Source organism: Ralstonia mojiangensis (assembly GCF_023955645.1).
Taxonomy (GTDB): domain Bacteria; phylum Pseudomonadota; class Gammaproteobacteria; order Burkholderiales; family Burkholderiaceae; genus Ralstonia; species Ralstonia mojiangensis.
On sequence record NZ_JAMXHU010000003.1, the window covers coordinates 22,539 to 47,226 of the forward strand.

A 24,688-nucleotide genomic window follows, 5' to 3' on the forward strand; every position below is an offset into this window, starting at 1 on the left:
CATGAACGCTCCCGCAGAACCCAACAACCACCTGATCGGCGCGTCCGTCAAACGCAAGGAAGACTTCCGCTTCCTAACCGGCGCCGGGCAGTACACGGACGATGTCGTGCAGGCTCACCAGTCGTACGCGGTGTTCCTGCGCTCGCCGTATGCGCATGCGCGCATCAAACACATCAATGCGGATGCCGCACGCAATCATCCGGGCGTGCTCGCCGTGCTCACAGGCGACGACCTGGCCGCCGACAAGGTCAACGGCCTGCCGTGCGGCTGGCTCATCCACAGCATTGACGGCACGCCGATGAAGGAGCCGCCCCACCCCGTGCTCGCGCAAGGCAAGGTGCGCCACGTGGGTGATCAGGTCGCGCTGGTGGTGGCTGAATCGGTGAAGATCGCCAAAGATGCGGTCGAGATGATCGACGTCGAATACGATGAGCTGCCCGCCGTGGTGGACACCGCCACCGCAGATACCGCCGGCACCGCCGTCCACGACGACGTACCGAACAACACCTGCTATACCTGGGGCCACGGCGACAAGGCCGCCACGGATGCCGCCTTCGCCAAGGCCGCGCACGTGACGCAGCTCGACATCGTCAACAACCGCCTGATCCCGAATGCGATCGAGCCGCGCGCCGTCAATGCCAGCTATTCGCGTCAGGACGACAGCTACACGCTCTACGTCGCCAACCAGAACCCGCACGTCGAACGCCTGCTGATGTCGGCATTCGTGCTGGGCCTGACCGAAGCCAAGGTGCGCGTGATTGCGCCGGATGTGGGCGGCGGGTTCGGCTCGAAGATTTTCCTGTACCCGGAAGACGTGGCGCTGACCTGGGCATCGAAAAAGGTCGGCCGACCGATCAAGTGGACGGCCGAGCGCTCCGAATCCTTCCTGACCGATGCGCATGGCCGCGACCACGTCACGCATGCGGAACTGGCACTCGATGCGCAGGGCAACTTCCTCGCCATGCGCGTGCATACGACGGCCAACATGGGCGCGTATCTGTCGACGTTCGCCAGCAGCGTGCCGACCATCCTGTATGCGACGTTGCTTGCGGGCCAGTACAAGACGCCAGCCATCTATGCCGAGGTGAAAGCGGTATTCACAAACACGGCGCCCGTCGATGCGTATCGTGGCGCCGGCCGGCCCGAGGCGACGTATGTGGTCGAGCGCCTCGTTGAAACTGCTGCGCGCGAGTTGCAAGTCGATCCGGCTGAACTGCGCCGCCGCAACTTCATCCGCACGTTCCCGTATGCCACGCCGGTTGGCCTGACCTATGACACGGGCGACTACGAACCATGCCTGGACCGCGCCATCGAATTGGCCGATGTGAAAGGCTTTGCGGCCCGCCGCGACGCCTCGCGCGCCAAAGGCCGGCTGCGCGGCATGGGCTACTCCTGCTACATCGAAGCGTGCGGACTGGCGCCGTCAAACATTGCTGGGGCACTGGGCGCGCGGGCTGGTCTGTTTGAAGCTGGCGAAATTCGCGTGCACCCGACGGGTTCCGTCACGGTCTTCACCGGCTCGCATAGCCACGGCCAGGGCCATGAGACAACGTTCGCCCAAGTGGTGGCCGATCGCCTGGGCGTGCCCATCGACAACATCGAGATCGTGCACGGCGACACCGGGCGCATCCCGTTCGGCATGGGCACATACGGCTCGCGCTCGATTGCCGTGGGCGGCTCGGCCATCATGAAGGCGCTCGACAAGATCGAGGCCAAGGCCAAGAAGATCGCCGCGCATCTGCTGGAAGCATCTGCGGAGGACATTGAATTCAAGGATGGCGTCTTCCGCGTGGCCGGCACGGACCGCACCAAGACCTTTGGCGAAGTCGCGCTCACGGCCTACGTGCCGCACAACTATCCGCTCGACAAGCTCGAACCCGGGCTGGACGAAAACGCCTTCTACGATCCGACCAACTTCACCTACCCGGCCGGCGCGTACATCTGCGAGGTGGAAGTCGACCCCGACACCGGCGAGGTGCACATCGACCGCTTCGTTGCGGTGGATGACTTCGGCAACATCATCAACCCGATGATCGTCGAGGGGCAGGTGCACGGCGGGCTTGGCCAGGGGATCGGCCAGGCGCTGCTCGAAGCGTGCGTGTACGACGAAAACGGCCAATTGCTGACCGGCTCGTACATGGACTACGCCATGCCGCGCGCCAACGACCTGCCCAGCTTTACGGTGGAAACCGCCAAGGGCACGCCGTGCACGCACAACCCGCTGGGCGTCAAAGGCTGCGGTGAGGCGGGCGCAATCGGCTCGCCGCCGGCGCTGATCAACGCCATCGTCGACGCGCTTGCGCCGCTGGGCGTGAAAGACATCCAGATGCCCGCGACGCCGCATCGTGTCTGGCAAACCATTCAAGCGGCCAAGGCCTAGGCAGAGGAGCGAACCATGTACGACTTCGAGTACCAGAAAGCCACCGACGCCCAGACCGCCGTCACCGCGCTGAAGACCCACACCGACGCCAAATACCTCGGCGGCGGCCAGAGCCTGCTGGCGGCGATGAAGCTGCGGTTGGCACAGCCGTCAACGCTGGTGGATGTCACGCGCATTCCGGGCATGTCCGGCATTCGCACGCAGCCCGGCGTGATTACGGTGGGTGCAGCCACACGCCATGCCGATGTGGCAGACAGCGCAGACATCGCCCGCATGCTGCCCGCGCTGGGCGAACTGGCTGGCGGCATCGGCGACCGGCAAGTGCGTGCGATGGGCACGCTGGGCGGCTCGCTTGCCAACAACGATCCGGCGGCGTGCTACCCGGCTGCAGTGCTGGGCCTGAACGCCACCGTCGTCACCGAGCGGCGCAACATCGCGGCGGACGATTTTTTCCTCGGCATGTATGAGACCGCGCTGGCAGCGGACGAACTCATCACCGAGGTGCAGTTTCCCGTGCCGGACCAGGCGGCCTATGTGAAATTCCGCAACCCCGCTTCGCGCTTTGCGCTGGTGGGCGTATTCATCAGTCGCAAGGGCAACAATGTGCGGGTGGCGGTCACGGGCGCGGCGCCGTGCGTGTTCCGTTGCACGCCGTTGGAGCAGGCGCTGGCCGCCAGCTTTACAGCAGAAGCCGCTCGCAAGGTGGTGGTGCCGGCCGACGATCTGGTGGGCGATCTGCATGCCTCGCCGGAATATCGGGCGCACCTCATTCCGGTATTGACGGCGCGTGCGGTTGAGCAGGCGTTGGCGCACCACCATTGAGCGCACGCCCAAGGAACGGCATGCCGGTCGATTCCATCGACGACTGCATCGCGCAACTTCAGGACCAGGGCTATTTCGCCAGCCGTGAGCTGGCCACGGCCTTGTTCCTCGCGTTGCGCATGCAGCGGCCGCTGTTTCTCGAAGGCGAGCCCGGCGTCGGCAAGACCGAGCTGGCGAAGGCGGCAGCGGGGCTGCTCGGCACGTCGCTGCTGCGGCTGCAGTGTTACGAAGGGCTCGATACCGCCAGCGCGCTCTATGAATGGGACTACCCGCGCCAAATCATGGCGCTGCGCCTGGCGGAGGCTGCTGGAGAAAAGCCTCACGCGGACACGCTTTACCGCGACGAATTCCTCCTCAAGCGCCCGCTGCTGCAGGCGCTGCTTCCTGACACGGCCCATCCCGATACACCGCGCGTTCTGCTGATCGACGAGATCGACCGCGCTGACGAACCGTTCGAGGCGTTTCTGCTTGAGTTGCTGTCCGACTTCCAGGTCTCGATTCCCGAATTCGGCACGGTGCGCGCGCAGGTGATACCGCTGGTCATCATGACGTCCAACCGCACGCGCGAGGTGCACGACGCGCTCAAGCGGCGCTGCCTGTATCAATGGATCGGCTACCCGGATAAGGCGCGGGAGCTGCAGATCGTGGCGCAGCGCGCGCCCGAAACGGCCGCCCGCCTGCAACAGCGCGCGGTCGATTTTGTGCACCGCCTGCGCGGCATCGACCTGTTCAAGGCGCCGGGCATTGCCGAAGCCATCGACTGGTGCCGCGCATTGGCGGCGCTGAACGTGACGGAGCTTGATCCCCAGTCCGTGCAGAACACCCTGGGCGTGCTTCTCAAGTACCAGGACGACCTGGCCCGCGTGGATAGGCCGACCATCGAGCAACTGCTGGCGGCCCCCGCGCTACCGGAGTAAGGCATGCAAGCGACCGTGCCGATGCAGCTCCCGATGCTGGCGCGCAACGTGACGCATTTCGTGCGGCTGCTGCGCAATGCCGGCATGCCGCTTGCGCCCTCGCGCGCGGTGGATGCCATCGAAGCCCTGAGCCATATCGACATCGGCCGCCGAGACGACGTGAAGGCTGCGCTGTCCGCCCTGCTCGTCTCGCACCCCGACGAGCGCACGCTGTTCGATGCGGCCTTCAACGTGTTCTGGCGCGATCCGGATTGGGAAGGCAAGCTGCGCGCCCTGCTGCTGCCCAAGGTGCGTGGCGGCATTCCCGCGGCGCGCAGCAACCGTCTGGCCGATGCCCTGCGCGCTCAGCCGTCGACCAACCTGCCGCCCGGCCCGAAGCCCAAGGGCGAACGCCATGACATCGTGGCGCCGCTGGCGTTTTCCGCCAACGAGGCCTTGCGCACGCGTGACTTCGACACGCTCAACGCTGCCGAATGGCGCACGCTGCAACACATGATCCGCCGCCGTCGCGTGCATCTGGCCCAGGAGCGGACGCGCCGGTTGAAGGCCGCCTCGCGCGGGCGCCATCCGGACCTGCGCGCCACCGCCCGCCAGGCTGTGCGTGCCGGCGGCGAATGGACCGGCTGGAAATACCGCCAACCCGTCGACCGCACGCCGCCGCTGGTGCTGCTGCTCGACATCTCGGGATCGATGAGCCGATATTCGCGCGCCGTGCTGTATTACTGCCACGCGCTGGTGCAGTCGCGCGAGCGTATCCAGGCTTTCCTGTTCGGCACGCGGCTGACGAACGTCTCGCGGCAACTGCGCGAGCGCGATCCGGATGTCGCCGTGCAAGCCATCGCCGAGCTTGTGCCCGACTGGTCTGGCGGCACGCGCATCGGCGCGGCGCTGGCGGAGTTCAATCGCCAATGGGCGCGCCGCACGCTGTCCGGCCGTGCCACCGTCCTGCTCGTGACCGACGGGCTCGACCATGAGCACATCGAGCTGCTCGATACCGAGATGGCGCGCCTGGCGCGCTTTGCCCATCGCATCGTCTGGCTCAATCCGCTGCTGCGCTTTGCCGGCTTCGAGCCGCGGGCACGTGGCGTGCGGGCCATCCTGCCGCATGTCGATGCGATGGTGCCTGCGCACCATTTCGACAGCCTGGCTGCGCTCGAGCACGAACCGGCGCATGCTCGCCGCACGCGTACCCCCCGCCACCCAACCCCAGCCCCATCGACCGCCCCATGGAACTGACCCAGACCCATCTCCTGCCCGTGCCCCTGCAGACCGCCTGGGACGCGCTGAACGACCCAGCCGTGCTGCAACGCTGCATTCCCGGCTGCGAGAGCATCACCGCCGCAGAGGGCAGCGCCAACCCCGCCTACGACATCGCCATGACCGCCGCCGTCGGGCCCGTCAAGGCGCGCTTCAAGGGACGCATGGAACTGACCGACATGGCGCCCCCGCGTAGCTACACGTTGCATTTTGACGGCCAGGGCGGCGCGGCCGGTTTCGGCAAAGGCAGCGCGCAAGTGCAGCTCACGCCGGAAGGCCCCACGGTCACCCGGCTTTCTTACACGGCAACCGCGCAGGTGGGCGGCAAGCTTGCCCAAATTGGCTCGCGGCTCATCGACGGTGCCGCACGCAAGCTGGCCGACGAGTTCTTCCAGCGTTTTGCTGCAGAGTTCGGGCCCGCAGATACGGCTGGCATCGACGGACATGCCGCTTCGATCGACGGCATGCCGGCCACACAGGCGATTCCCGACCTCGCGGCCGGCCAACTGCAGGCTCACGGCGCACCGCCGGGCGCCGCTCCCAACGTCAGCCCCGCGCTGCAGCCGCGGAACCCATGGCCGTGGATCATCGTGGCGCTGGTGGCCGTGGCCGCCGCCTACCTGTTTTTGCACCACGGGGCATAATCGGTGCATTCCCCGCAACAGAACCATCAAGCGCGCGAAAGCGCAGCCAACGCATCATGGACAGCGTCGATCTCGAAGTCTTGAAAACCAGCGTGCGCTGGCTGGAACAAGGGCGCCGCGTGCTGCTCGTCACGGTCGTCAAAACGTGGGGTTCGTCGCCGCGGCCCGAAGGCGCAATGCTTGCGCTGCGCGATGACGGCGTCGTCATCGGCTCGGTCTCGGGCGGCTGCATTGAAGACGACCTCATCGACCGCGTGCGCCGTGAAGGCCTGCATTACACCCAGCCCGAAGCGGTCAAATACGGCATCAGCGCTGAAGAAGCGCATCGCTTTGGGCTGCCCTGCGGCGGCACGCTTCAGCTCGTGCTGGAGCCACTGAACGCCTCCAGCGGAATCGACGCCCTGTTGCGTGCCGTGGAGGCCGGTCAGTTCGTCGCACGCACGCTCGACATGGCGACTGGCGCGTCAACGCTGCAGCACGCCACCGTCACCGACGGCCTGCAGTTTGACGAAGCGCGCCTCGTCACCATTCACGGGCCGCGCTACCGGATGCTCGTCATCGGTGCGGGACAGCTCTCGCGCTACCTGTGCCAGATCGCTGTGGGGCTCGATTACCAGGTCACTGTCTGCGACCCGCGCGAGGAATACAGCGAAGAGTGGTCGATCCCGGGCGTGGCGATGGTCCGCACCATGCCCGACGATACGGTGATGGCGATGAAGCTCGACGAGCGCTGCGCCGTCATCGCCCTGACGCACGACCCCAAGCTCGACGACCTCGCGCTCATGGAGGCGCTCAAGACGCCCGCGTTCTACGTGGGCGCGCTGGGCAGCCGCCGCAACAACGCCAACCGCCGCGAGCGCCTGAAGGAATTCGACCTGAGCGATGCCGAGCTGGCGCGCCTGCATGGGCCGGTCGGCATTTACATCGGCAGCCGCACGCCGCCCGAAATCGCCATCTCGATCCTGGCCGAGGTGACGGCCGCCAAGAACGGCGTATCGCTGCCGACCATCCTGCAAGTCGAGGGCGCCAAGGCCGCGCGCGAGATTGCCGCCAATGCCACGTCGAGTTGCGCTGTGCCGCAAACTTGAGTCAACCCTCTGATGGAATGGGGTGCTGAAAGGCACCTGAAAGGTTACATTCTTATAAATCGCTGATTGTGCGCAGGTTTCGGCCGCTTCGCGTCACGCGAATCTTGCGGCCCGCGAACCCTGTTTCGTGTGCGCGGCTTCATCCGGCATGACCTGCCTGTCCCCAGCTTCGAGCGCACTGCGAATACGTGCCTCGCCGGTGCGGCAGCGGCAGTGTTGTTTGCAAGCGGGTTGGTCGCCCGTTTTGCTTCCCAAGGGATTCAGGTTTTCTCGCATGAGTATTTTGCTAACCGGTGCGACCGGTTTCGTGGGCGGCGCCATTGCCGCCAATCTGGCAGCCAAAGGTTTGCTGGCCGACACACGCTTTGCCGTGCGCGGCGACACACCTGCCGAGGGGTTGACGCGGCTGCGCAACAACCTGCGGCGTTTTGAATTCGCACAGAGCACGCTGGACGGCATTACCGAATCGCAGATCGTGCCGTTCGACCTGCGCGAAGCCGGCGCCGCCAAGCTGGGCGATCCGGAAATCATCATCAATTGCGCGGCGCTGGCAACCTTCTCGAACCACCCGTCGCTGTGGGAAACCAACGTGGAAGGCGTGCTGGCGCTGGGTCGGCTGGCAGCGCAGGGCAAACGCCTGAAGCGCTTCCTGCAGATCGGCACGGCCATGTCGTGCGGCCAACTGGCGGATCGCCATGTCAGCGAAAGCTGGGATGTCCCCCCGCTGGAGCAGCATGCGGTGCCATACACGTATTCCAAGGGGATGGCCGAGCTGAAGCTGCGCGAAACAGTGCCCGAGCTGCCGCTGGTGGTGGTGCGGCCGTCCATCGTGGTCGGCCACAGCACGCTGGGGTGCGAGCCGTCGGGCAGCATCTTCTGGATGCTGCGCATGGTGGCGCTACTCGAAACGTTCAGCTGCCGCTTGTCTGACCGCGTCGACATCCTGCCCGTGGACGACTGCGCCGAAGCCATCGTGCAGCTGTCGACCAAGCCGACGCTTGCGCACGACCTGTATCACATCAGCGCCGGCGACGCGAACTCCGAGCGCATCGAAACGCTTTACCCGCGCTTCAAGCGTTGCAAGACGCCGGAAGAAGACGCCCAGGCGCTGGCCGGCTACGTGTATCAGGAGAAAATCGCCGAGAAAGCATTGGCGCGTAAATTCCTGAGCCTGACGGGTGACGGCAACGTGCGACTGGTCGCGCGCTGCATCCACCTGTATGCCAAGTTCGCCAGCATGAGCTACGTGTTCGACAACACGCGACTGGTGCAGGAGACCGGCTTCCAACCGCGCTCCCTGCTCGCTTACCTCGACCGCTGCCTCGAGACCTCGGACGCCGTGCCGATCCCCGAGCAGATGCAGTGGGACTATAAGTAGCCGTCCGGCCTCCCCGGCCCGCACGGCGTGTCATGGCGCCGTGCTATAACCATCGGCGCCCTTCACCAAGACTCCGGTCACCACAACAAGGAGCCGCCGATGACGCTGCAAGCCCTCGTCCATCTCAATGTCGCCACGCTGGTGGATTCGTTCATCAGCCTTGCCTCGGCTTTTGCGCTCGGGTCATTGATCGGCTTCGAGCGGCAGGTCAGGCAACGGACTGCGGGGCTGCGCACCAATGCGCTGGTGGCGGTCGCGGCATCGGCGTTCGTCGATATGGCGGCGCAGATCGGCACCGCATCGGACACCACACGCGTGATCGCCTACGTGGTGTCGGGCGTCGGCTTTCTGGGTGCCGGCACCATCATGAAGGAAGGGCTGAACGTGCGTGGGCTGAACACTGCCGCCACGCTGTGGGGCTCGGCCGCTGTGGGTGCGGCGGCAGGCTCTGACCTTGTTGGCCAGGCCATTCTGATTACGCTGTTCGTGCTGGCTTCGAACATCCTGCTGCGGCCGGTAGTGGACCGAATCAACCGCACGCCGCTCGACAACCAGGCCAGCGAAGTCACGTACACGATGTGCGTCATCTCCACCAGCGAGCGCCAGAAGGAGGCGCTGGCCGACCTGGAACGCCTGCTGGAAGAGGCCAGCTACCCCATCAGCGATCTGTCAGTCGAACCCTTTGGCGACGGCCACGTGGAAATTGAAGCGATGCTGATGTCGACGGCCGTGAACGCCGCCGAGCTGGACCGCATCGTCGCGTCGCTGCAGTCGCAGCCGCACGTGGCGCAGGCGTTCTGGAACCCAAGTACGACGGAATAATCCGGACCGACGCGCCGGTCAAAGCTCCTGGCTGGCCGCCAGCGCGAAGATCTTCGCCCAGCGTTTCGCTTCCTGGCGATTGCGCATCGGGATCGGCCAATCTGCCTGCGCCTGATGCTTCAGGCGCAGCGCCAGCGCCCAGGCACCTTCACGTTCAACCGCATCGGCGCCGGCAATATCGGCAAAGAGAAAACGGGCGCCCTGCCCGTGCAGTTGCAGCGTCCCGCGTTTCTGTTCGGCATCAACCGCGACCTGCCCCCAGCTTGCGCTGAGCGACACAATCCGCTGCCCTTTCACGTTCACGCCATGAACGGCGCGGTAACGCCGGATGAAGATGGTGACTGCGCCGGCCAGCAGCGCCACGGCAACCAGCACCGCAGCACCGCCCACCACCGCGCCATAAGCGGCGGCAACCACCGCATACAGCCGGACCGCGCCGTAGATCAGCAGACCAACCAGCGCGAGCGCGGCAATGATGAACGGCATGAGGCGACTCCTTGAATGGGCCAGTCGGTTATATCAACCGAAACGGCGCTCAAGGCAAGTCTTAAGGCTTCAGCGGGCCCCGTGCATCCATGGGGCCCATATCAGGCGAGGCGGAATGCGGCGATGGCGGCGTTCAGGGCCTGGGCCTGCTCCTCCAGCGATTCCGCCGCTGCGGCAGCCTGCTCCACCAGCGCGGCGTTCTGCTGCGTGGCCTCATCCATGAGCGTGACGGCCTTGTTGACCTGCTCAATGCCAGAGCTTTGCTCGTTCGAGGCGGCAGCGATTTCGCCCATGATGTCGGTCACGCGGCGGATGGACGACACGATGTCTTCCATCGTGCTGCCCGCGCGTTCGGCCAGCGCGCTGCCGGTCTCGACCTTGGACAGCGACGCCTCGATCATTTCCTTGATTTCCTTCGCGGCGGCGGCGCTGCGCTGCGCGAGGTTGCGCACTTCACCGGCCACCACGGCAAAACCACGGCCTTGCTCGCCGGCACGGGCGGCTTCCACGGCCGCGTTCAGTGCAAGGATGTTGGTCTGGAACGCAATGCCGTCGATCACGCCAATGATTTCAGACACCGTGCGCGACGACGCGCTGATCTCGCGCATGGTCGCCACCACGTCGGTCACCACCGCGCCGCCTTGGCTCGCAACTTCCGAGGCGCTGTCGGCCAGTTGGCTGGCCTGACGGGCGTTGTCGGCGTTCTGGCGCACGATGGAGGTCATTTCTTCCATGCTGGAAGCGGTTTCCTCCAGCGAGCTTGCTTGCTCTTCCGTGCGTTGCGACAGGTCTGCATTGCCGGCGGCAATCTGCTTGGTGGCCGCGCCGATCGACTCGGAGCCGGTGCGCACGCGGCGCACGGTGTCGGTCAGTGCAGTCTGCATGCGGGCCAGGCCTTCGAGCAGGCGCCCCATTTCGTCGTGACGATCGATGCGCACACGCTCGGTCAGGTCACCGGCAGCAATGCGATCGAACTGTGCCAGCGCGGCGTTCAGCGGCCCTACGATCGCGCGCAGCAGCGACCACGCGCACCACAGCGCCACCACCAGCGCGAGGACGATGGCGGCAATCACAATCAGTTGGAAGCGCGCATAAGCATCGCGCGATGCGTCGTAGTTGGCCTTGGAGAACGCCAGTTGCTTCTTGCTCAGCGCCAGGCTCGAATCGTTGGAATCGCGGAAGGCCTTGGAGACGCCCTTTTCCATGATCTTGTCTGCCGCTGCACGATCCCCGGCGCGCAGCGCCTTGATGATGTCGCGCAAGCTGCCGGCCGCCGCTTCACGCTTGGTGGCGACGTCCTTGGCCAGGCGTTCCTCTTCGTCGTCACGCGGCAGTGCCAGGTATTTCTTCCAGGCTGCATCCGATTCCGCAATCAACTCTTCGGTGCGGTCGAGCAGCTTCATCGCGCCCTTGTCTTCCGGATACAGCATCGCCTTGTCGAGCGCGGTGCGGGCACGCGTGAGGCTCAGATCGGATTCGCCCAGCGCGAGTGCGGACGGAAACTGATTGGTGAAGGTTTCCTCGTGCGCATGGTTGGCATCGCGCAGGCCAAGCAGGCCCGCCACGCCAATCAGCAAGGCAAGCAGAAACAGAATGGAAACCGAAAGCACCAGGCGGGTGCGGATGGTCAGACGAGCGGACATGGGCGCGGCGAGAGTAGCGTGCACGGCTCTTCACGCGGGCGCGACCATCGCGCCGGGCGGCCGGCTACCCCAGCACTATCGGCCGCGGAGTCGATCAACTTAAGGGCGAAGAGGCGAATACATCGCTGCATCCCGCCTGGTCTTGGGCCGTTTCGTGATTGCCGAGTGCCCGTTGGAGGACGTACAGATCACCCGGTTCGGTGCCGAAACACAATGCTGGGCCGAACCGCATGCAAATGTGCGGCGGTTGGCCATCATGAAAATGGCGAGTGAGGCGCCCAGCTACCTCCGCAATAGGCACAAGGCGACAAGCCTGAACCTGCCGCCGTCACATCACCCGTCGTACGAATACGCGCGCCGATGCCGCACCGCCTCGGCGAGTATGTCGAGCACGGGCTCAGTCTGCGTCCAGCTCAGGCACGCATCGGTGATCGACACGCCGTGCTTGAGCGGCACACCCGGTTTCAGGTCTTGGCGGCCGGCTTCGAGGTTGCTTTCCACCATCACGCCGACGATCCGGCGCTCGCCCTGCGACAGTTGCCGCGCGAGATCCTGCGCCACGTCGATCTGCCGTTCATGCGACTTGTTTGAATTTGCGTGCGAACAGTCGACCATCACCTGTTCGCGCAACTTTGCCGCACGCAGCGCCGCGCAGGTCGCCTCGACGTGCGCGCTGTCATAGTTTGGCCCGTTCTTGCCGCCGCGCAGGATGACGTGTGCGTCGTCGTTGCCGCGTGTCTCGAAGATCGCGGCCATGCCCATCTTGGTCATCCCCATGAACGCATGGCTGGCGCGCGCCGCGATGATCGCGTCTGAGGCAACCTGCACGCCGCCGTCCGTGCCGTTCTTGAAACCGATCGGGCAACTCAGGCCCGACGCGAGCTGTCGATGGCTCTGGCTTTCTGTCGTGCGCGCGCCGATCGCACCCCACGCGATGAGGTCGGCAATGTATTGCGGGCTTAGCAGATCAAGGAATTCCGTCGCGGCGGGCAGACCGAGCGCGTTGACGTCGAGCAGCAGTTGCCGCGCGGCGCGCAGCCCTTCATTGATACGGAAGCTGCCATCGAGGCGCGGGTCGTTGATGTAACCCTTCCAACCGACCGTCGTGCGCGGCTTCTCAAAGTAGACGCGCATCACGATCAACAGGTCGTCCTTCAGTGCATCGGCCGCAGCCTTGAGGCGGCGCGCGTAATCGAGCGCCTGGTCGTGATCGTGGATCGAACACGGTCCGACGATGAGCAGCAGCCGGTCGTCGCGGCCGTGCAGGATATTGCTGATGGCCCGGCGGGTGTCTTCAACGAGCGCCTGCGTATCGGCAGGCACGGGCAATTCGTCCAGCAGCAGCGCAGGAGAAATCAGCGGACGCACCGCGCCGATGCGGGTGTCGTCGATGCGCGTCGTGTCTTGCGTCGCGTCGGCGACGCCCACCTCGCGGTCATGTGAGGGGTTGTCGAGGTTTTTCATTGCGATCTCAGAGGGACTTCAAATATGAATCGTGGGCCTGATGTGAATGGCGCGCCATCGCGCAGTTGCATCGGGCACTTAAGCGGCCTTGCCACCGCGCGCCTGACGATAATCTTCAGCAAACTCAGCCCACTGTTTGAGCGACACGTCTTTGCCGTGCGCGGCCAGCTTCAGCGCCGATTTGCGCCAGGCCGTGCCAGCCGCATAGTCCTGCACCTTTTCCACGAGATCGGTGCCGTGTCGGCCGCAGCCGCGCAAATGGCACCATGCCGCTACGCGCGCCATGGTCTGCAGCGCGTCGTCCAGGTTGGCGACCACGTTCTTGCCCGAGCCAAGCGCGACGCGGTCGGCGGTCGGCTGCAGGCTTTTGACGACGTACGACTTCGGTTTCTCACCCTTGGCGCCGTAGACGACGCCGCGCAGCAGCGCGGGTGAAATGGCCTGCGAAATGCGCTGGATATCGACCACGCGCCCTGCCTCGCTACGCCAAGGGGCCACGCTGCAGGCGCTGCCCAGCACATCGTCCCAGACACTTGGGATGGAGAGCTTGATGTCGATCAGGCGCAGCGTGGTCGGGTCGTTTTCAGGGCGAGCGAGCACGGAATAGCGTTCAAGCCCCAGACTGCCGGTGCCAGCAATCCGCCGCGCGACGTCGATAGCAATGAAACGCTGACCGTTGCCCTGCTGACCATACGCCTCGAGAATGCGGCGCGCGCGGCGCGCCTCTTCCTTGCTGGCACGCAATGTGCGGCGCCCGTCAATGTGCAGCGAAATGCGGTTGCCGCTGCGCACGGTACGTTGCGCCAGATATGCCGCGCGGTTGCGCTTGCGCAGGGCACGCAGCAGATCGCGCACGATGCCCGTGGCGGTCGCCCGCTCGACCCAGCGCGGTTTGCCGTCAACAAGCGCGGCCGCGTACGTGTCCAGAAAGCGCCGACAGAGGTGATGAGCGTCTTCATCGGCCAGTTTCCAGCTGAAGGACGCCACCTGCAGGCTCGACAGCACGCGCACCAAGTCGACCGTGAACGGCGCGGCCAGAGCCTCGTCAAAGTCGTTCATGTCGAAGTAGACGAGGCCGTTGTCGCCCTTGAAGCTGCCGAAGTTTTCAAGGTGCAGGTCACCGCAGACCAGCGTGCGGGGCGCGTCGTGCAGCAGCGCAGCATCGGCCAGCGACGCGGCATACAGGTTGTTGGTGCCGCGAAAGAATGAAAACGGGTCGGCGGCGATGGCATCCAGCTTGCGGGTGAGTCTTTCCGGATCACGCCCGGCGTTGTATTCAAGCAGGATGCGGGTGCTGTCATGCATGGTCACGGCCTCGTTAAAGTGCTTGGAGTGGAGTGCAATGCCCTCAAAAATCGAAGATTACGCGTTGATTGGCGATTGCGAAACCGCGGCACTGGTTTCGCGTGACGGGTCCATCGATTGGCTGTGCTGGCCGCGGTTCGATTCAGGCGCTTGTTTTGCCGCGCTGCTCGGCACACCGGACCACGGCCGATGGCGCATCGCGCCGCAAGGCGAGGCTCGCGCCACGCGCCGGCGCTACCTGCCAGGCACGCTCGTCCTGGAAACCGTATTCGAGACCGACACCGGTTCCGCCAGCGTGACCGACCTGATGACCGCCCGCCTGCCGGGCACCGCGGGCGCACGGGACGACACCTCAGACCTCATCCGCATCGTGCGGGGGCTCTCCGGCACCGTCGACATGCGCATGGATCTCACGCTGAGATTCGATTACGGCGCGTCGATACCGTGGGTCAGCCGCGTGTCTGAAGTCACAGGGGCCCCCGCCGAAGGCCCGTGCGACATGCCCGATTGCGTTCTGCGTGCCGTGGCAGGGCCAAACATGACGACACTGCGCACCCCCGCTCCCATCCGTGGCGAGAACCTCTCCACCGTGGCGGATTTCACCGTGCGCGAAGGTGAAGCAGTGCCCTTTGTGCTCACGCATTCGCCGTCACACCTGCCATTGCCGGCATCGATTGATGCGCTTGAAGCCCAGGTCGACATCGAGGCGCGCTGGCGTGCGTGGTCCGGCCGCTGCCACGGTGCAGGCCCATGGACAGAAGCTGTCGAACGCTCGCTCATCACGCTCAAGGCACTGACGTATCACCGCACCGGCGGCGTCGTGGCCGCGCCCACAACGTCGCTACCTGAGCAACTCGGCGGCGTGCGCAACTGGGATTACCGCTACTGCTGGCTGCGCGACGCCACCCTCACGTTGCTCGCGCTCATGAACGCGGGCTACTACAACGAGGCACGCTCGTGGCGCGAATGGCTCGAACGCGCAATCGCGGGCAGCCCCGCACAGGTGCAGATCATGTACGGCATTGCCGGCGAACGCCGCCTGGGCGAGTGGACTGTTCCGTGGCTGCCCGGCTACGAGGGTGCGCAGCCCGTGCGCGTGGGCAACGCGGCCGCGATGCAACTCCAGCTCGACGTGTACGGCGAACTGATGGACGCCCTCTTCATCGCCCGCAAAGGCGGCCTGGATGGCGACGAGGCTTCGTGGCGCCTGCAGGTCGCGCTGATGACGCACCTCGAAAGCGTCTGGCAGACGCCCGACGAAGGTATCTGGGAGGTCCGGGGGCCCTCGCGCCATTTCACGCATTCCAAGGTCATGGCATGGGTCGCGTTCGACCGCGCCGTCAAAACCATCGAGCAATTCAAGGTGGATGGCCCAGCAGAGCACTGGCGCGCCGTGCGCGACCGCATCCACGCGGAGGTCTGCGCCCACGGCTACAACGCCACGCGCGGCTGCTTCGTGCAGAGTTACGGTGGCGACGAGCTCGACGCCGCGCTCCTGATGCTGCCGCTCGTCGGCTTTCTGCCGGCATCCGACCCGCGCATCCGGGGCACGGTCACGGCCATCGAAGAAGACCTGCTCGTGGACGGCCTCGTGCGCCGCTACCGCACCGAGGCCGTGACCGATGGCCTGCCGCATGGCGAAGGCGTATTTCTCGCCTGCAGCTTCTGGTATGTCGACAACCTCGTCATGCAAGGCCGCCACGACGAAGCGCGCGCGCTCTTCACCAAGCTGCTGGCGTTGCGCAACGATGTGGGGCTGCTGGCCGAAGAATACGACCCGCGCGTGAAACGGCTCGTCGGCAACTTCCCGCAAGCGTTTTCGCATATTGCGCTCGTGAATTCAGCGCTGGCGCTATCTGCCGCCGCCGATCACGTCAGCCAACGTACGGGCGACCCGCCGCGCAGCTGACGCCCGGCCGAAGCCGGTAAAATGCGGGCCATGACCGAATCGACCGCATTCAGCCCCATGCCAGACGACGCAACCAGTGCTTCCGACAGCACTCTGCTTGGCCGCCCAGACAGCCCCTGCATCGGCATCTGCTCGACGCTCTTCGACGAGGTCTGCCAAGGCTGCGGGCGCACGCAGCTGGAAGTCAGCAACTGGGTGTTCATGACAGACGAAGAGCGCAACACGGTCTGGACGCGCATCCTTGCCGAAGGCACGGCCCAGGGCTACAACGCCGATGGCAGCCGCAAGTAGGCACCGCGCTTCAGATGCAAAAAACCCGGCCGAAGCCGGGTTTTTTATTGGTGCGGTACGCCCAGCCGATCAGGCCGTCTTCGCAGGATTGAGCTGCATCGCCTTGTACTCCAGGAACTCCTCCAGGCCGTACTTGCCGTTCTCGCGCCCGTGGCCGGACTGCTTGTAGCCACCAAACGGCGCCTGCATGTTGAACGGCCCGCCGTTGATGTTCACTTGGCCAGTGCGGATGCGCCGCGCCACGCGAATCGCCCGCGCCTCGTCGCCCGACCACACCCCGCCGCCAAGGCCGTAAATGCTGTCGTTGGCGATGCGGACGGCCTCTTCCTCGTCGTCGTAGCAGATCACCGTGAGCACGGGGCCGAAGATTTCCTCGCGCGCCACGGTGTCAGTCGTCTTGACGTTGCCGAGCACCGTCGGCTTGACGAAGAAGCCGGTGGACAGGCCTTCCGGCGTGTCGGCTCCACCGGTAATGAGTTCGGCGCCCTCTTCCAGGCCCTTGCGGATATAGCCCAGCACGCGATCGCGCTGCACGGCAGAAATGAGCGGCCCGAGGCGCGTGTTTTCCTGCGCCGGATCGCCCGGCACGTACGCGGCGGCAAACTGCGCGGCCAGCGCCTTCACCTCTTCATACTTCGCGCGCGGCACCAGCATGCGGGTGTGCGCCGAACACGTCTGTCCCGAGTTCAGGAAACAGGCCGACAGCGTACCCTTGACCGCCGATGCCAGGTCCGCATCATCCAGGATCACCGAGGCCGACTTGCCGCCCAACTCCAGCGCCACGCGCTTGACCGACTGCGATGCCAGTTCGGCCACGCGCTTGCCTGCACGCGTCGAGCCCGTGAACGACACCATGTCGACATCCGGATCACTTGCGAGCACCTCGCCCACCACCGGGCCATAGCCGGTGACAAGGTTGAACACGCCCGGCGGCAGACCGGCTTCTTCAATGACCTCCGCCAGCACGAAGGCGTTGAGCGGCGCCACCTCTGACGGCTTGAGCACCACCGTGCACCCCGCGGCCAACGCGGGTGCGACCTTCAGCGTGATCTGGTTGAGCGGGTAGTTCCACGGCGTGATGGCGCCCACCACGCCCACCGGCTCGCGCACCACCAGCGAATTGCCAACATGCTCTTCAAACTCGAACGTGCTGAGCAGCTTGGCGAAATTGCCCCAGTTATAGACTGGGCCGCCCACCTGGATGGCGCGCGCCAGCTTGATCGGCATGCCGACTTCGCCGGCAATCAACTGCGCCAGCTCTTCGCTGCGGGCCTGCAGGCCGTCGGCAATTTTCTGGATGTATTCGGCGCGCTTGGCAACGGGCGTGGCAGCCCAGTCATCAAATGCCGCGCGGGCCGCTGCCACGGCGGCTTCCGCATCGGCCGCGCTGCCTTCGGGAATGGTTCCCATCACGGCTTCAGTGGCCGAATGAATCACTTCAATGACGCCCTTGCCCTGCGGCGCCACCCACTTGCCATTGATGAAAAGCTTGTCGCGTTGCTGCATCGTTGGTCGTCTCGCTCTGGTGGATGCGCGATTTGCGCGTTGTGCTATCCGGGTTGCGACTGAGGCCCACGTCGCCCCCGGGCGGTTATGATCGGTCTATTGTAGAGCCAGCAGAGCGCGCGCTGCAGACGCGCCGGCCGAGGGAGACAGCATGACCACCACCATCTACCAGAAGACCGAAAAAGGTCAGGACGAGATCCGCACACGTGCGAATCACCTCGACCAGCGTCACCGCGCGGTCCTTCTGATGATCAACGGCGAAAAAACCTGCGACGACATCCTCGTCCAGTTGCAACCTCTGGGCATGACGCAAGCCGTGTTCGATGAACTGGAGAGCGACGGGTATATCCGCACGCACGTGCCCGGAGCCACCACCGTGAAGGCGGCACCAGCGACAAGCCCTGCCCCGGCAGCAACTTCAAAAGAGCCGGCCGCCGAGGGCTATCAACGCCTCTATCGCTTCTATACCGAAACCATCAGCCGGTATCTCGGCCTGCGCGGCTATCTGCTTGAGATGAAGGTGGAGAAAGCCAGCAACGTCGCGGAACTCGTCGCCCTACGCGACACGCTCAAGGCCGCGCTCAGCAAAACGCGTGGCGAGCCCGACACCAGCAACGTGATCGCCCAGTTAGATCTGCTGATCGACGAAGCAACAGGCTGACTGCAACGCATTCGGGACTCCATAAAAGGCGGTCGCGTGAACCGCCTTTTTCTTTCGAGCGCCGTTGAATACGAGCGTCCATCAGATATTGATGGTCTCCGCGTCGCGGAATGGGAAAACTTCATTACCATGGCGAATCCCATTCGCGTGCTTCATGGCAAAAGGCTGCCCGTGCCCATCGATATCCGAGCCCTTCGTTACTTCGTCGAAACCGCGCGGCTGCAGAGCTTCACGCAAGCGGCGAGTTCGCTCTCGGTAACACAGTCCACCATCAGCAAGATGGTGCGTCAGCTGGAAAACGAGGTTGGCCAGCCGCTGCTGATCCGCGAAGGCAGGCAGGTGCGGCTCACCGACGTGGGCCGTGTCGTGTATGCGCGCGGCCAGGAAACACTCGGTGTGGTGCACAGGCTGACGCTTGAAGTGGCTGACCTGTCTTCGCTTGGGCGGGGCGAACTTACGGTCGGTATCCCGCCGATGGTGAACCTGTTCTTTTCACCCGTGGTAAGCGCATTTCGGCAGCGTTATCCCAACCTGGCGTTGAACCTGGCCGAGTACGGCGGCAAGACGGTGGAACAGCAGGTGGCCAGCGGTGAACTGGAGGTCGGGGCCACGGTTCTGCCCGGCGACAGCGGCCTCGAACTCGCTACGCGGCAGTTTGCAAAGTATCCGATCTGGGTGGTGGGACCGCGCAAAGCGAAATGGGCCAAGGGCAAGACCGTCAGCCTCTCGGCGCTGCGAGACGAACCGCTGCTGTTGCTGGCTGAGGATTTCTCCCTAACACGCAAGCTGCGGCAGGCCTTTCTCGAAGCCCGTATCGAGCCGCACATCGCCGCGCAGAGCGGGCACTGGGAATTCCTCGCCTCGATGGCGGCTGCTGGACTGGGCACGACTTTTTTGCCACAGCCGCTGGTGGCCAATCTTGCGAACCACGACAAGCTGGCGGTGGCGCGCCTGACCGCTCCCGATATGGATTGGGCGCTGGCGCACCTGTGGTCGCCGGGCCGCTATCTTTCCCACGCCGCCCGTGCGTGGCTTGCGACGTGCGAGGAAGTGCTGGGCGCCTGAGCGGCGGCGCCCACGCTTCAAGCGCTGAGGGCAGGCTCCGGGAGTTGGGCCTCACTCGAGGAATCTGCCGAGGCCATCGAGCCCTGGTCGCGGAAGCGGACATGCCAGGCCAGCGCCTCTTCCAGCAGATGCGGGGTATGCCCGCCGCGCCGCTGCGCGCGCACAACGTAGTCGCGCAGCAGCTCACGGTAGCGAGGGTCCGCGCAGTTTCCGATGATCTGCACGGCACGCTCGCGCGGCGCCAGCCCTCGCAGATCGGCCAGCCCGTGTTCGGTGACGATGATGTCGACGTCGTGCTCGGTGTGGTCCACGTGCGAGACCATCGGGACGATGCTCGAGATGTCGCCGTCCTTGGCCAACGACTTGGTCACGAAGACCGACAGATGCGCGTTGCGCGCGAAGTCGCCCGAGCCGCCGATGCCGTTCATCATGTGCGTTCCGCCCACGTGCGTTGAATTCACGTTGCCGTAGATGTCGCATTCCAGCGCGGTATTGATGGTGATCAGACCTAGCCGGCGGATCACTTCCGGGTGGTTGCTGATCTCCTGCGGCCGCAGAACCACGCGCGCCTTGTAGCGTTCCAGCTCCGTCAGAAATCGTTTGTAGACCGGGCGCGACAGCGTGATCGACGACGCCGAAGCAAACGCCAGCTTGCCCGAGTCGAGCAGCTCGATGGAGCTGTCCTGCAAGACCTCCGAATACATCTTGAGGTCATGGAACGGCGAATCAATGAAGCCATGCAGGACCGCGTTGGAGATCGTGCCGATACCCGCCTGCAGCGGCTGCAGCGTGGGCGAAAGACGGCCCGTGCGCACCTCGCGCCCCAGAAACGCGTTGAGATGCCCGGCGATGGCGTTGGTCTCGGCATCCGGCGGCAACACGTTAGACGGGCTGTCATCCTGCCCCGTAATGACGATGGCAGCGATCTTGCGCGGATCGATCGGGATGGCCGGCACGCCGATGCGCTGCTCCGCCGCAATGAGCGGAATCGGCTGGCGATAGGGCCGCTGAACCGGGAAGAAGATATCGTGCAGCCCTTCCAGATTGGCGGGCATGTTCAGGTTGATCTCGACAATCACCTGTTTCGCCAGCACGGCAAAACTTGCGGAATTGCCCACCGACGTGGTCGGCACGATGCCGCCGTTCTCGGTGATGGCCGTGGCTTCGACAACCGCCACATCCAGCGGCGCAATCTGCCGCGAACGCAGCTGCTCGACGGTCTCCGACAGGTGCTGATCAATGAACATGACCTCGCCTGCGTTGATCTTGCGCCGCAGCGTGGCATCGGCCTGGAATGGCAGGCGACGGGCAATCACATCGGCTTCGGCCAACACCTTGTCGATGTCGTTGCCCAGCGAGGCGCCGGTCATGAGGGTAATGCGCAGCGGCTCGTGCGCAGCACGCCGGGCCAGGGCAAACGGCACGGCCTTGCAGTCTCCCGCCCGGGTGAAACCGCTCATGCCGACCGTCATGCCATCGCGGATCAGGGCCGCGGCTTCGTCCGCGGACACCACTTTGTCCAGTAGGGATTGCAACCGAATGCGGCCGCCAATATCAGAGGTCATTTCGTCTCCTGGGTACTTCGCCGGGCCTGCGTTTGGCGCTTCTTGGTGTGATGCGCGACGCCTCGTCCACAGGTCTCGGCCTATTCACTGTGATATGCAGCCCCAGTGTAGCGACGGCAATGAATTCCAATAGCGATAAAAAATCATGGAATCAAGTCGGTTTTTTCATAGATAGCTGCCTACAGTGGCACGCGCTTGCCGCTTGGGCGAATACCCAAAACAAAGGGCCGCACATTGGCGGCCCCTTGGACACGGCAGAGACTCGGCGCTCAGACTTCGACGCCCTGGCTCTGCAGGTATTCGTCGTAGGTACCGAGGTAATCGGTCAGCGTGCCGTTCGGGCGCACTTCGATCACGCGCGTGGCCAGGGCGCTGATCAACTCGCGGTCGTGCGACACGAAGATCAACGTGCCTTCGTACTTGTCCAGTGCGATCTGCAGCGACTCAATGGATTCCATGTCCATGTGGTTGGTCGGCTCGTCGAGTGCCAGAACGTTGTGACGGCCCAGCATCAGCTTGCCCCAGATCATGCGGCCCTTCTCGCCACCGGAAAGCACCTTCACGCTCTTCTTGATGTCGTCGGCCGAGAACAGCAGGCGGCCCATCGTGCCGCGCAGCGATTGGTCATCGTCGCCGGCCTGCGTCCACTGGCTCATCCAGTCCATCAGGTCGCGGTCTTCGGGGAATTCTTCGTAGGTGTCCTGCGGCATGTAGCCGACATTGGCGTTCTCGGCCCACTTGATGGCGCCACCGTCGACCTCGATGCCGCGCTGTACGCCGGTCTTCACGGCGCCGTTCAGCAGGCAGCGCAGCAGCGTGGTCTTGCCCGCGCCGTTCTCACCAATGATGGCAATCCGCTCGCCCGCGCGCACGGCCATGGTCAGGCCATCGAAAATCTTGCGGTCGTACGTCTTGCGTGCGTTCTCCGCTTCCACCGCCAGGTTGTGCAGCTTCTTCTCCATCTCGAAACGGACGAAGGGGTTCTGGCGCGACGACGGCTTGATGTCTTCCACCTTGATCTTGTCGATCATCTTCAGGCGCGACGTAGCCTGACGGGCCTTGGACTTGTTGGCCGAGAAGCGGCGCACGAAGTCCTGCAGATCGGAGATGCGCTCCTTGGCCCGTGCGTTGGCGGCCTGCAGGCGTTCGCGCGCCTGCATGGAGGCTTCCATGTAATCGTCGTAATTGCCCGGATAGACCTTGAGCGTGCCGTAATCCATGTCGGCCATGTGCGTGCAGACCGAGTTCAGGAAGTGGCGATCGTGGGAGATGATGATCATGGTGGAATTGCGCTCGTTGAGCACCGATTCCAGCCAGCGGATCGTGTTGATGTCGAGGTTGTTGGTTGGCTCGTCCAGCAGCAGCACGTCCGGGTTCGAGAACAGCGCTTGCGCCAGCAGCACGCGCAGCTTCCAGCCGGGCGCGACGTTGCTCATCGTGCCGTTGTGCTGGTCGGTCGGAATGCCCACGCCCATCAGCAGCTCACCCGCACGCGCTTCAGCGGTGTAGCCGTCGTATTCAGCGTACTTGGCCTCCAGGTCGGCGGCCTTCATGTAGTCGTCGTCGGTCGCTTCCGGATTCGCGTAGATGGCATCGCGCTCCTGTGCGGCAGCCCACATTTCGGTGTGGCCCATCATCACCACGTCGAGCACGCGCATGTCTTCGTAGGCGAACTGGTCCTGGCGCAGCTTGCCCAGGCGCACGCCCGGTTCCAGGATCACGTTGCCCGAACTGGGCTCCAGATCGCCGCCCAGGATCTTCATGAAGGTCGACTTGCCGCAGCCGTTGGCGCCGATCAGGCCATAGCGATTGCCCTCGCCAAACTTGACCGAGATGTTCTCGAACAAGGGCTTGGGCCCGAACTGCATGGTGATGTTGGCGGTGGAAAGCACGTGGAAACCTTGATTTGGAAAGCGGTGATCTGGCGCGGCAAGCACTTGGCCGTACGCCATTTGGAGAACCTGAGATTTTACCACCCGGACGTGACCCGGATGGCTGGGGGCTTATGCCTTCAGTGTCGGATACCCCGACAAGTGCAGCGTAAAGCCCGTGGCGTCGACATCCAGCTCGGCCTGTGCGCCAATCGGCAGCGTCGCCTTGGTTGGGCAATGGCCAAACGGCAAGCCTGTGACGACCGGAATCGACAGGCGTTCGGCCAAGTAATCGCGCATGGCGTCGAAATCGTAACCGGCGTCGTACGGCGTGGTGCGATAGCCGGAAAAATCGCCCAGTACCAGCGCCTGCTGGGCATCGAGCACGCCGGCTTGCTGCAATTGCAGCAGCATGCGCTCAACGCGATACGGATGCTCGTTGATATCTTCAACAAACAGGATGCCGTCGCGAATCTCTGGCAGATACGGCGTGCCGATCAGGCTGCATAGCATGGCCAGGTTGCCGCCCCAGAGCGTGCCGGCGTAGCGACCCGGACGCGCGCAGCTACTGGGCTGTGGCGCATCCACGCGCAAAGCATAGGTCGGGCTGCGCAAAATGCCCCAGAAGTGCTCGACCATGAACGGGGCGACCGTCTCCAGCCCGAAGTCTGAACAGACGTGCGGACCGGCAAACGTCACGCCGCCCGTGGCCGCCAAGTACGCCAGCGAGAACACCGTGAAATCGCTGTGGCCGACGATGATGGCGTCAGTCGCCTGCGCGCGGCGGCCAATGTCGATGAAGTCGATATGGTCCAGCAGGCGCGTGAGGCCGTAACCGCCGCGAATTGCCATGGCGATTTCCTGACCACCGCCCGTGCCGATCTGATTCAGGTCAGCCAGCCGCGCGAGTTCGCCGCCCGCAAAACGCTGATGCTGCCGGCTCAGGCACTCACGGTTGACGACCGTACAGCCTTGCGCCTCCAACGCCGCCACGCCGCGCTCGGCAATGGCCGCATCGTTCGGGTAACCGGAAGGCGCAATCAGGCGGACAGTGGTCATGTGGCGGATTCGTCGGATTCGGTGGAAGCCTGGCGCGCCGCACGTTGACTGGCTCGGCGCTCGGCGAAGAAGGCGCGCAGCATGTCGCCGCATTCCTGCGCGAGCACGCTGCCGGTGATGGCGGTCTGGTGGTTCAGCCGCGTTTCTGCAAACAGGTCGAGAATGCTGCCCGCGGCGCCCGTCTTGGGGTCGGGCGCGCCATACACGACGCGCGCCACGCGGGCATGCAGCATGGCGCCGGCGCACATCACGCACGGCTCCAGCGTCACGAAGACTTCGCAATCGGGCAGGCGATAGTTGCCGAGGTTCTCTGCGGCCTGGCGCAGGGCGCGCATCTCGGCATGCGCCGATGGGTCATGCGTGCCGATCGGGGCGTTGTAGCCGACGCCGACAATCTCGTTGCCGCGCACGACCACCGCGCCCACCGGCACCTCGCCCTGCCCCCATGCGAACTTGGCCTGCACGAGCGCCTGCTGCATCCAGTAACCGTCGCGCTCGTGGGCGGACATGTCGGCGGGCGGGGTGAGGACGTGCGGTGTGGTCATGCGATCCGGC

Annotated in this window: 21 protein-coding genes; 12 read left to right on the top strand and 9 right to left on the bottom strand. The window is 64.7% G+C overall.

Going from position 1 to position 24,688, the window contains the following annotated elements:
* The first annotated feature begins 1 nt into the window (after position 1).
* The 8 genes from NG898_RS12155 to NG898_RS12190 all read left to right on the top strand — a co-directional run bounded on the left by NG898_RS12155 (position 2) and on the right by NG898_RS12190 (position 9,308).
* Positions 2 to 2,380, top strand: a complete 2,379-nt coding sequence (locus tag NG898_RS12155) for a xanthine dehydrogenase family protein molybdopterin-binding subunit (RefSeq protein WP_252692537.1) — start codon at positions 2 to 4, stop codon at positions 2,378 to 2,380.
* A gap of 15 nt (positions 2,381 to 2,395) precedes the next feature.
* Positions 2,396 to 3,202: an FAD binding domain-containing protein gene (locus NG898_RS12160; protein WP_252692538.1), complete on the top strand. Its 807-nt coding sequence runs from the start codon at positions 2,396 to 2,398 to the stop codon at positions 3,200 to 3,202.
* Between the two features lie 20 nt (positions 3,203 to 3,222).
* Positions 3,223 to 4,119, top strand: a complete 897-nt coding sequence (locus tag NG898_RS12165) for an AAA family ATPase (RefSeq protein WP_252692539.1) — start codon at positions 3,223 to 3,225, stop codon at positions 4,117 to 4,119.
* A 3-nt stretch (positions 4,120 to 4,122) separates the two neighbouring features.
* Positions 4,123 to 5,355 carry a vWA domain-containing protein gene (locus NG898_RS12170; protein WP_252692540.1) on the top strand — a complete coding sequence of 411 codons (1,233 nt, stop codon included), beginning with the start codon at positions 4,123 to 4,125 and terminating at the stop codon, positions 5,353 to 5,355.
* Positions 5,346 to 6,020, top strand: coding sequence for an SRPBCC family protein (locus NG898_RS12175; RefSeq protein ID WP_252692541.1), 675 nt, complete (start codon positions 5,346 to 5,348; stop codon positions 6,018 to 6,020). Before NG898_RS12170 ends, NG898_RS12175 begins: the two co-directional genes overlap by 10 nt.
* A gap of 56 nt (positions 6,021 to 6,076) precedes the next feature.
* Positions 6,077 to 7,108 carry an XdhC family protein gene (locus NG898_RS12180; protein ID WP_252692542.1) on the top strand — a complete coding sequence of 344 codons (1,032 nt, stop codon included), beginning with the start codon at positions 6,077 to 6,079 and terminating at the stop codon, positions 7,106 to 7,108.
* Between the two features lie 274 nt (positions 7,109 to 7,382).
* A complete protein-coding gene (locus NG898_RS12185) occupies positions 7,383 to 8,486 on the top strand; it encodes an SDR family oxidoreductase (RefSeq protein ID WP_252692543.1) in 1,104 nt (367 codons plus the stop codon).
* 99 nt (positions 8,487 to 8,585) lie between these two features.
* Complete coding sequence (locus tag NG898_RS12190; protein ID WP_252692544.1) at positions 8,586 to 9,308, top strand: MgtC/SapB family protein; 723 nt, start codon at positions 8,586 to 8,588, stop codon at positions 9,306 to 9,308.
* A gap of 18 nt (positions 9,309 to 9,326) precedes the next feature.
* Here NG898_RS12190 and NG898_RS12195 read toward each other — a convergent pair whose 3' ends face one another.
* The 4 genes from NG898_RS12195 to NG898_RS12210 all read right to left on the bottom strand — a co-directional run bounded on the left by NG898_RS12195 (position 9,327) and on the right by NG898_RS12210 (position 14,206).
* Positions 9,327 to 9,794, bottom strand: a complete 468-nt coding sequence (locus tag NG898_RS12195) for a hypothetical protein (protein ID WP_252692545.1) — start codon at positions 9,792 to 9,794, stop codon at positions 9,327 to 9,329.
* Between the two features lie 101 nt (positions 9,795 to 9,895).
* Positions 9,896 to 11,437, bottom strand: a complete 1,542-nt coding sequence (locus tag NG898_RS12200) for a methyl-accepting chemotaxis protein (RefSeq protein WP_232042784.1) — start codon at positions 11,435 to 11,437, stop codon at positions 9,896 to 9,898.
* A gap of 333 nt (positions 11,438 to 11,770) precedes the next feature.
* Positions 11,771 to 12,901: a 3-deoxy-7-phosphoheptulonate synthase gene (locus tag NG898_RS12205; protein ID WP_252692546.1), complete on the bottom strand. Its 1,131-nt coding sequence runs from the start codon at positions 12,899 to 12,901 to the stop codon at positions 11,771 to 11,773.
* A 78-nt stretch (positions 12,902 to 12,979) separates the two neighbouring features.
* Positions 12,980 to 14,206 (bottom strand): DUF2252 family protein, encoded by a 1,227-nt coding sequence (locus tag NG898_RS12210; protein WP_252692547.1) that lies wholly within the window; start codon positions 14,204 to 14,206, stop codon positions 12,980 to 12,982.
* 37 nt (positions 14,207 to 14,243) lie between these two features.
* Here NG898_RS12210 and NG898_RS12215 point away from each other — a divergent pair, with 37 nt between their 5' ends.
* Both NG898_RS12215 and NG898_RS12220 read left to right on the top strand, forming a co-directional pair.
* Positions 14,244 to 16,115, top strand: a complete 1,872-nt coding sequence (locus NG898_RS12215; protein ID WP_252692548.1) for a glycoside hydrolase family 15 protein — start codon at positions 14,244 to 14,246, stop codon at positions 16,113 to 16,115.
* Positions 16,116 to 16,145: 30 nt separating this feature from the next.
* Positions 16,146 to 16,406 (top strand): DUF1289 domain-containing protein, encoded by a 261-nt coding sequence (locus tag NG898_RS12220; RefSeq protein WP_392397983.1) that lies wholly within the window; start codon positions 16,146 to 16,148, stop codon positions 16,404 to 16,406.
* A gap of 69 nt (positions 16,407 to 16,475) precedes the next feature.
* On the opposite strand, the gene NG898_RS12225 is transcribed toward NG898_RS12220, so the two are convergent.
* Positions 16,476 to 17,912, bottom strand: a complete 1,437-nt coding sequence (locus tag NG898_RS12225; protein ID WP_045206387.1) for an aldehyde dehydrogenase family protein — start codon at positions 17,910 to 17,912, stop codon at positions 16,476 to 16,478.
* Positions 17,913 to 18,063: 151 nt separating this feature from the next.
* Here NG898_RS12225 and NG898_RS12230 point away from each other — a divergent pair, with 151 nt between their 5' ends.
* Together NG898_RS12230 and NG898_RS12235 are read left to right on the top strand one after the other, a co-directional pair.
* Positions 18,064 to 18,573, top strand: coding sequence for a hypothetical protein (locus NG898_RS12230; protein WP_252692549.1), 510 nt, complete (start codon positions 18,064 to 18,066; stop codon positions 18,571 to 18,573).
* Positions 18,574 to 18,744: 171 nt separating this feature from the next.
* Positions 18,745 to 19,638 (top strand): LysR family transcriptional regulator, encoded by an 894-nt coding sequence (locus tag NG898_RS12235; RefSeq protein WP_252693429.1) that lies wholly within the window; start codon positions 18,745 to 18,747, stop codon positions 19,636 to 19,638.
* A gap of 17 nt (positions 19,639 to 19,655) precedes the next feature.
* Here NG898_RS12235 and NG898_RS12240 read toward each other — a convergent pair whose 3' ends face one another.
* The 4 genes from NG898_RS12240 to tadA form a co-directional block, all read right to left on the bottom strand.
* On the bottom strand, positions 19,656 to 21,203 hold the full coding sequence (locus NG898_RS12240) for an acetyl-CoA hydrolase/transferase family protein (protein ID WP_252692550.1): 1,548 nt from the start codon (positions 21,201 to 21,203) through the stop codon (positions 19,656 to 19,658).
* Positions 21,204 to 21,472: 269 nt separating this feature from the next.
* On the bottom strand, positions 21,473 to 23,095 hold the full coding sequence (locus NG898_RS12245; RefSeq protein ID WP_252693430.1) for an ABC-F family ATPase: 1,623 nt from the start codon (positions 23,093 to 23,095) through the stop codon (positions 21,473 to 21,475).
* A 111-nt stretch (positions 23,096 to 23,206) separates the two neighbouring features.
* Positions 23,207 to 24,133: a muramoyltetrapeptide carboxypeptidase gene (gene ldcA / locus NG898_RS12250; RefSeq protein WP_252692551.1), complete on the bottom strand. Its 927-nt coding sequence runs from the start codon at positions 24,131 to 24,133 to the stop codon at positions 23,207 to 23,209.
* Positions 24,130 to 24,678 carry a tRNA adenosine(34) deaminase TadA gene (gene tadA, locus NG898_RS12255; RefSeq protein ID WP_252692552.1) on the bottom strand — a complete coding sequence of 183 codons (549 nt, stop codon included), beginning with the start codon at positions 24,676 to 24,678 and terminating at the stop codon, positions 24,130 to 24,132. Before tadA ends, ldcA begins: the two co-directional genes overlap by 4 nt.
* Positions 24,679 to 24,688 lie beyond the last annotated feature (10 nt).

What these genes read in the sequence shown, in the direction of transcription:
- NG898_RS12220 (WP_392397983.1), top strand. Translation starts at nt 16,146, where the DNA reads ATGACCGAATCGACCGCATTCAGCCCCATGCCAGACGACGCAACCAGT.
- NG898_RS12205 (WP_252692546.1), bottom strand. Translation starts at nt 12,901, where the DNA reads ATGAAAAACCTCGACAACCCCTCACATGACCGCGAGGTGGGCGTCGCC.
- NG898_RS12195 (WP_252692545.1), bottom strand. Translation starts at nt 9,794, where the DNA reads ATGCCGTTCATCATTGCCGCGCTCGCGCTGGTTGGTCTGCTGATCTAC.
- NG898_RS12190 (WP_252692544.1), top strand. Translation starts at nt 8,586, where the DNA reads ATGACGCTGCAAGCCCTCGTCCATCTCAATGTCGCCACGCTGGTGGAT.
- NG898_RS12155 (WP_252692537.1), top strand. Translation starts at nt 2, where the DNA reads ATGAACGCTCCCGCAGAACCCAACAACCACCTGATCGGCGCGTCCGTC.
- NG898_RS12185 (WP_252692543.1), top strand. Translation starts at nt 7,383, where the DNA reads ATGAGTATTTTGCTAACCGGTGCGACCGGTTTCGTGGGCGGCGCCATT.
- tadA (WP_252692552.1), bottom strand. Translation starts at nt 24,678, where the DNA reads ATGACCACACCGCACGTCCTCACCCCGCCCGCCGACATGTCCGCCCAC.
- NG898_RS12180 (WP_252692542.1), top strand. Translation starts at nt 6,077, where the DNA reads ATGGACAGCGTCGATCTCGAAGTCTTGAAAACCAGCGTGCGCTGGCTG.
- NG898_RS12210 (WP_252692547.1), bottom strand. Translation starts at nt 14,206, where the DNA reads ATGCATGACAGCACCCGCATCCTGCTTGAATACAACGCCGGGCGTGAT.
- NG898_RS12165 (WP_252692539.1), top strand. Translation starts at nt 3,223, where the DNA reads ATGCCGGTCGATTCCATCGACGACTGCATCGCGCAACTTCAGGACCAG.
- NG898_RS12215 (WP_252692548.1), top strand. Translation starts at nt 14,244, where the DNA reads ATGCCCTCAAAAATCGAAGATTACGCGTTGATTGGCGATTGCGAAACC.
- ldcA (WP_252692551.1), bottom strand. Translation starts at nt 24,133, where the DNA reads ATGACCACTGTCCGCCTGATTGCGCCTTCCGGTTACCCGAACGATGCG.
- NG898_RS12160 (WP_252692538.1), top strand. Translation starts at nt 2,396, where the DNA reads ATGTACGACTTCGAGTACCAGAAAGCCACCGACGCCCAGACCGCCGTC.
- NG898_RS12225 (WP_045206387.1), bottom strand. Translation starts at nt 17,912, where the DNA reads ATGCAGCAACGCGACAAGCTTTTCATCAATGGCAAGTGGGTGGCGCCG.
- NG898_RS12170 (WP_252692540.1), top strand. Translation starts at nt 4,123, where the DNA reads ATGCAAGCGACCGTGCCGATGCAGCTCCCGATGCTGGCGCGCAACGTG.
- NG898_RS12200 (WP_232042784.1), bottom strand. Translation starts at nt 11,437, where the DNA reads ATGTCCGCTCGTCTGACCATCCGCACCCGCCTGGTGCTTTCGGTTTCC.
- NG898_RS12240 (WP_252692550.1), bottom strand. Translation starts at nt 21,203, where the DNA reads ATGACCTCTGATATTGGCGGCCGCATTCGGTTGCAATCCCTACTGGAC.
- NG898_RS12175 (WP_252692541.1), top strand. Translation starts at nt 5,346, where the DNA reads ATGGAACTGACCCAGACCCATCTCCTGCCCGTGCCCCTGCAGACCGCC.
- NG898_RS12230 (WP_252692549.1), top strand. Translation starts at nt 18,064, where the DNA reads ATGACCACCACCATCTACCAGAAGACCGAAAAAGGTCAGGACGAGATC.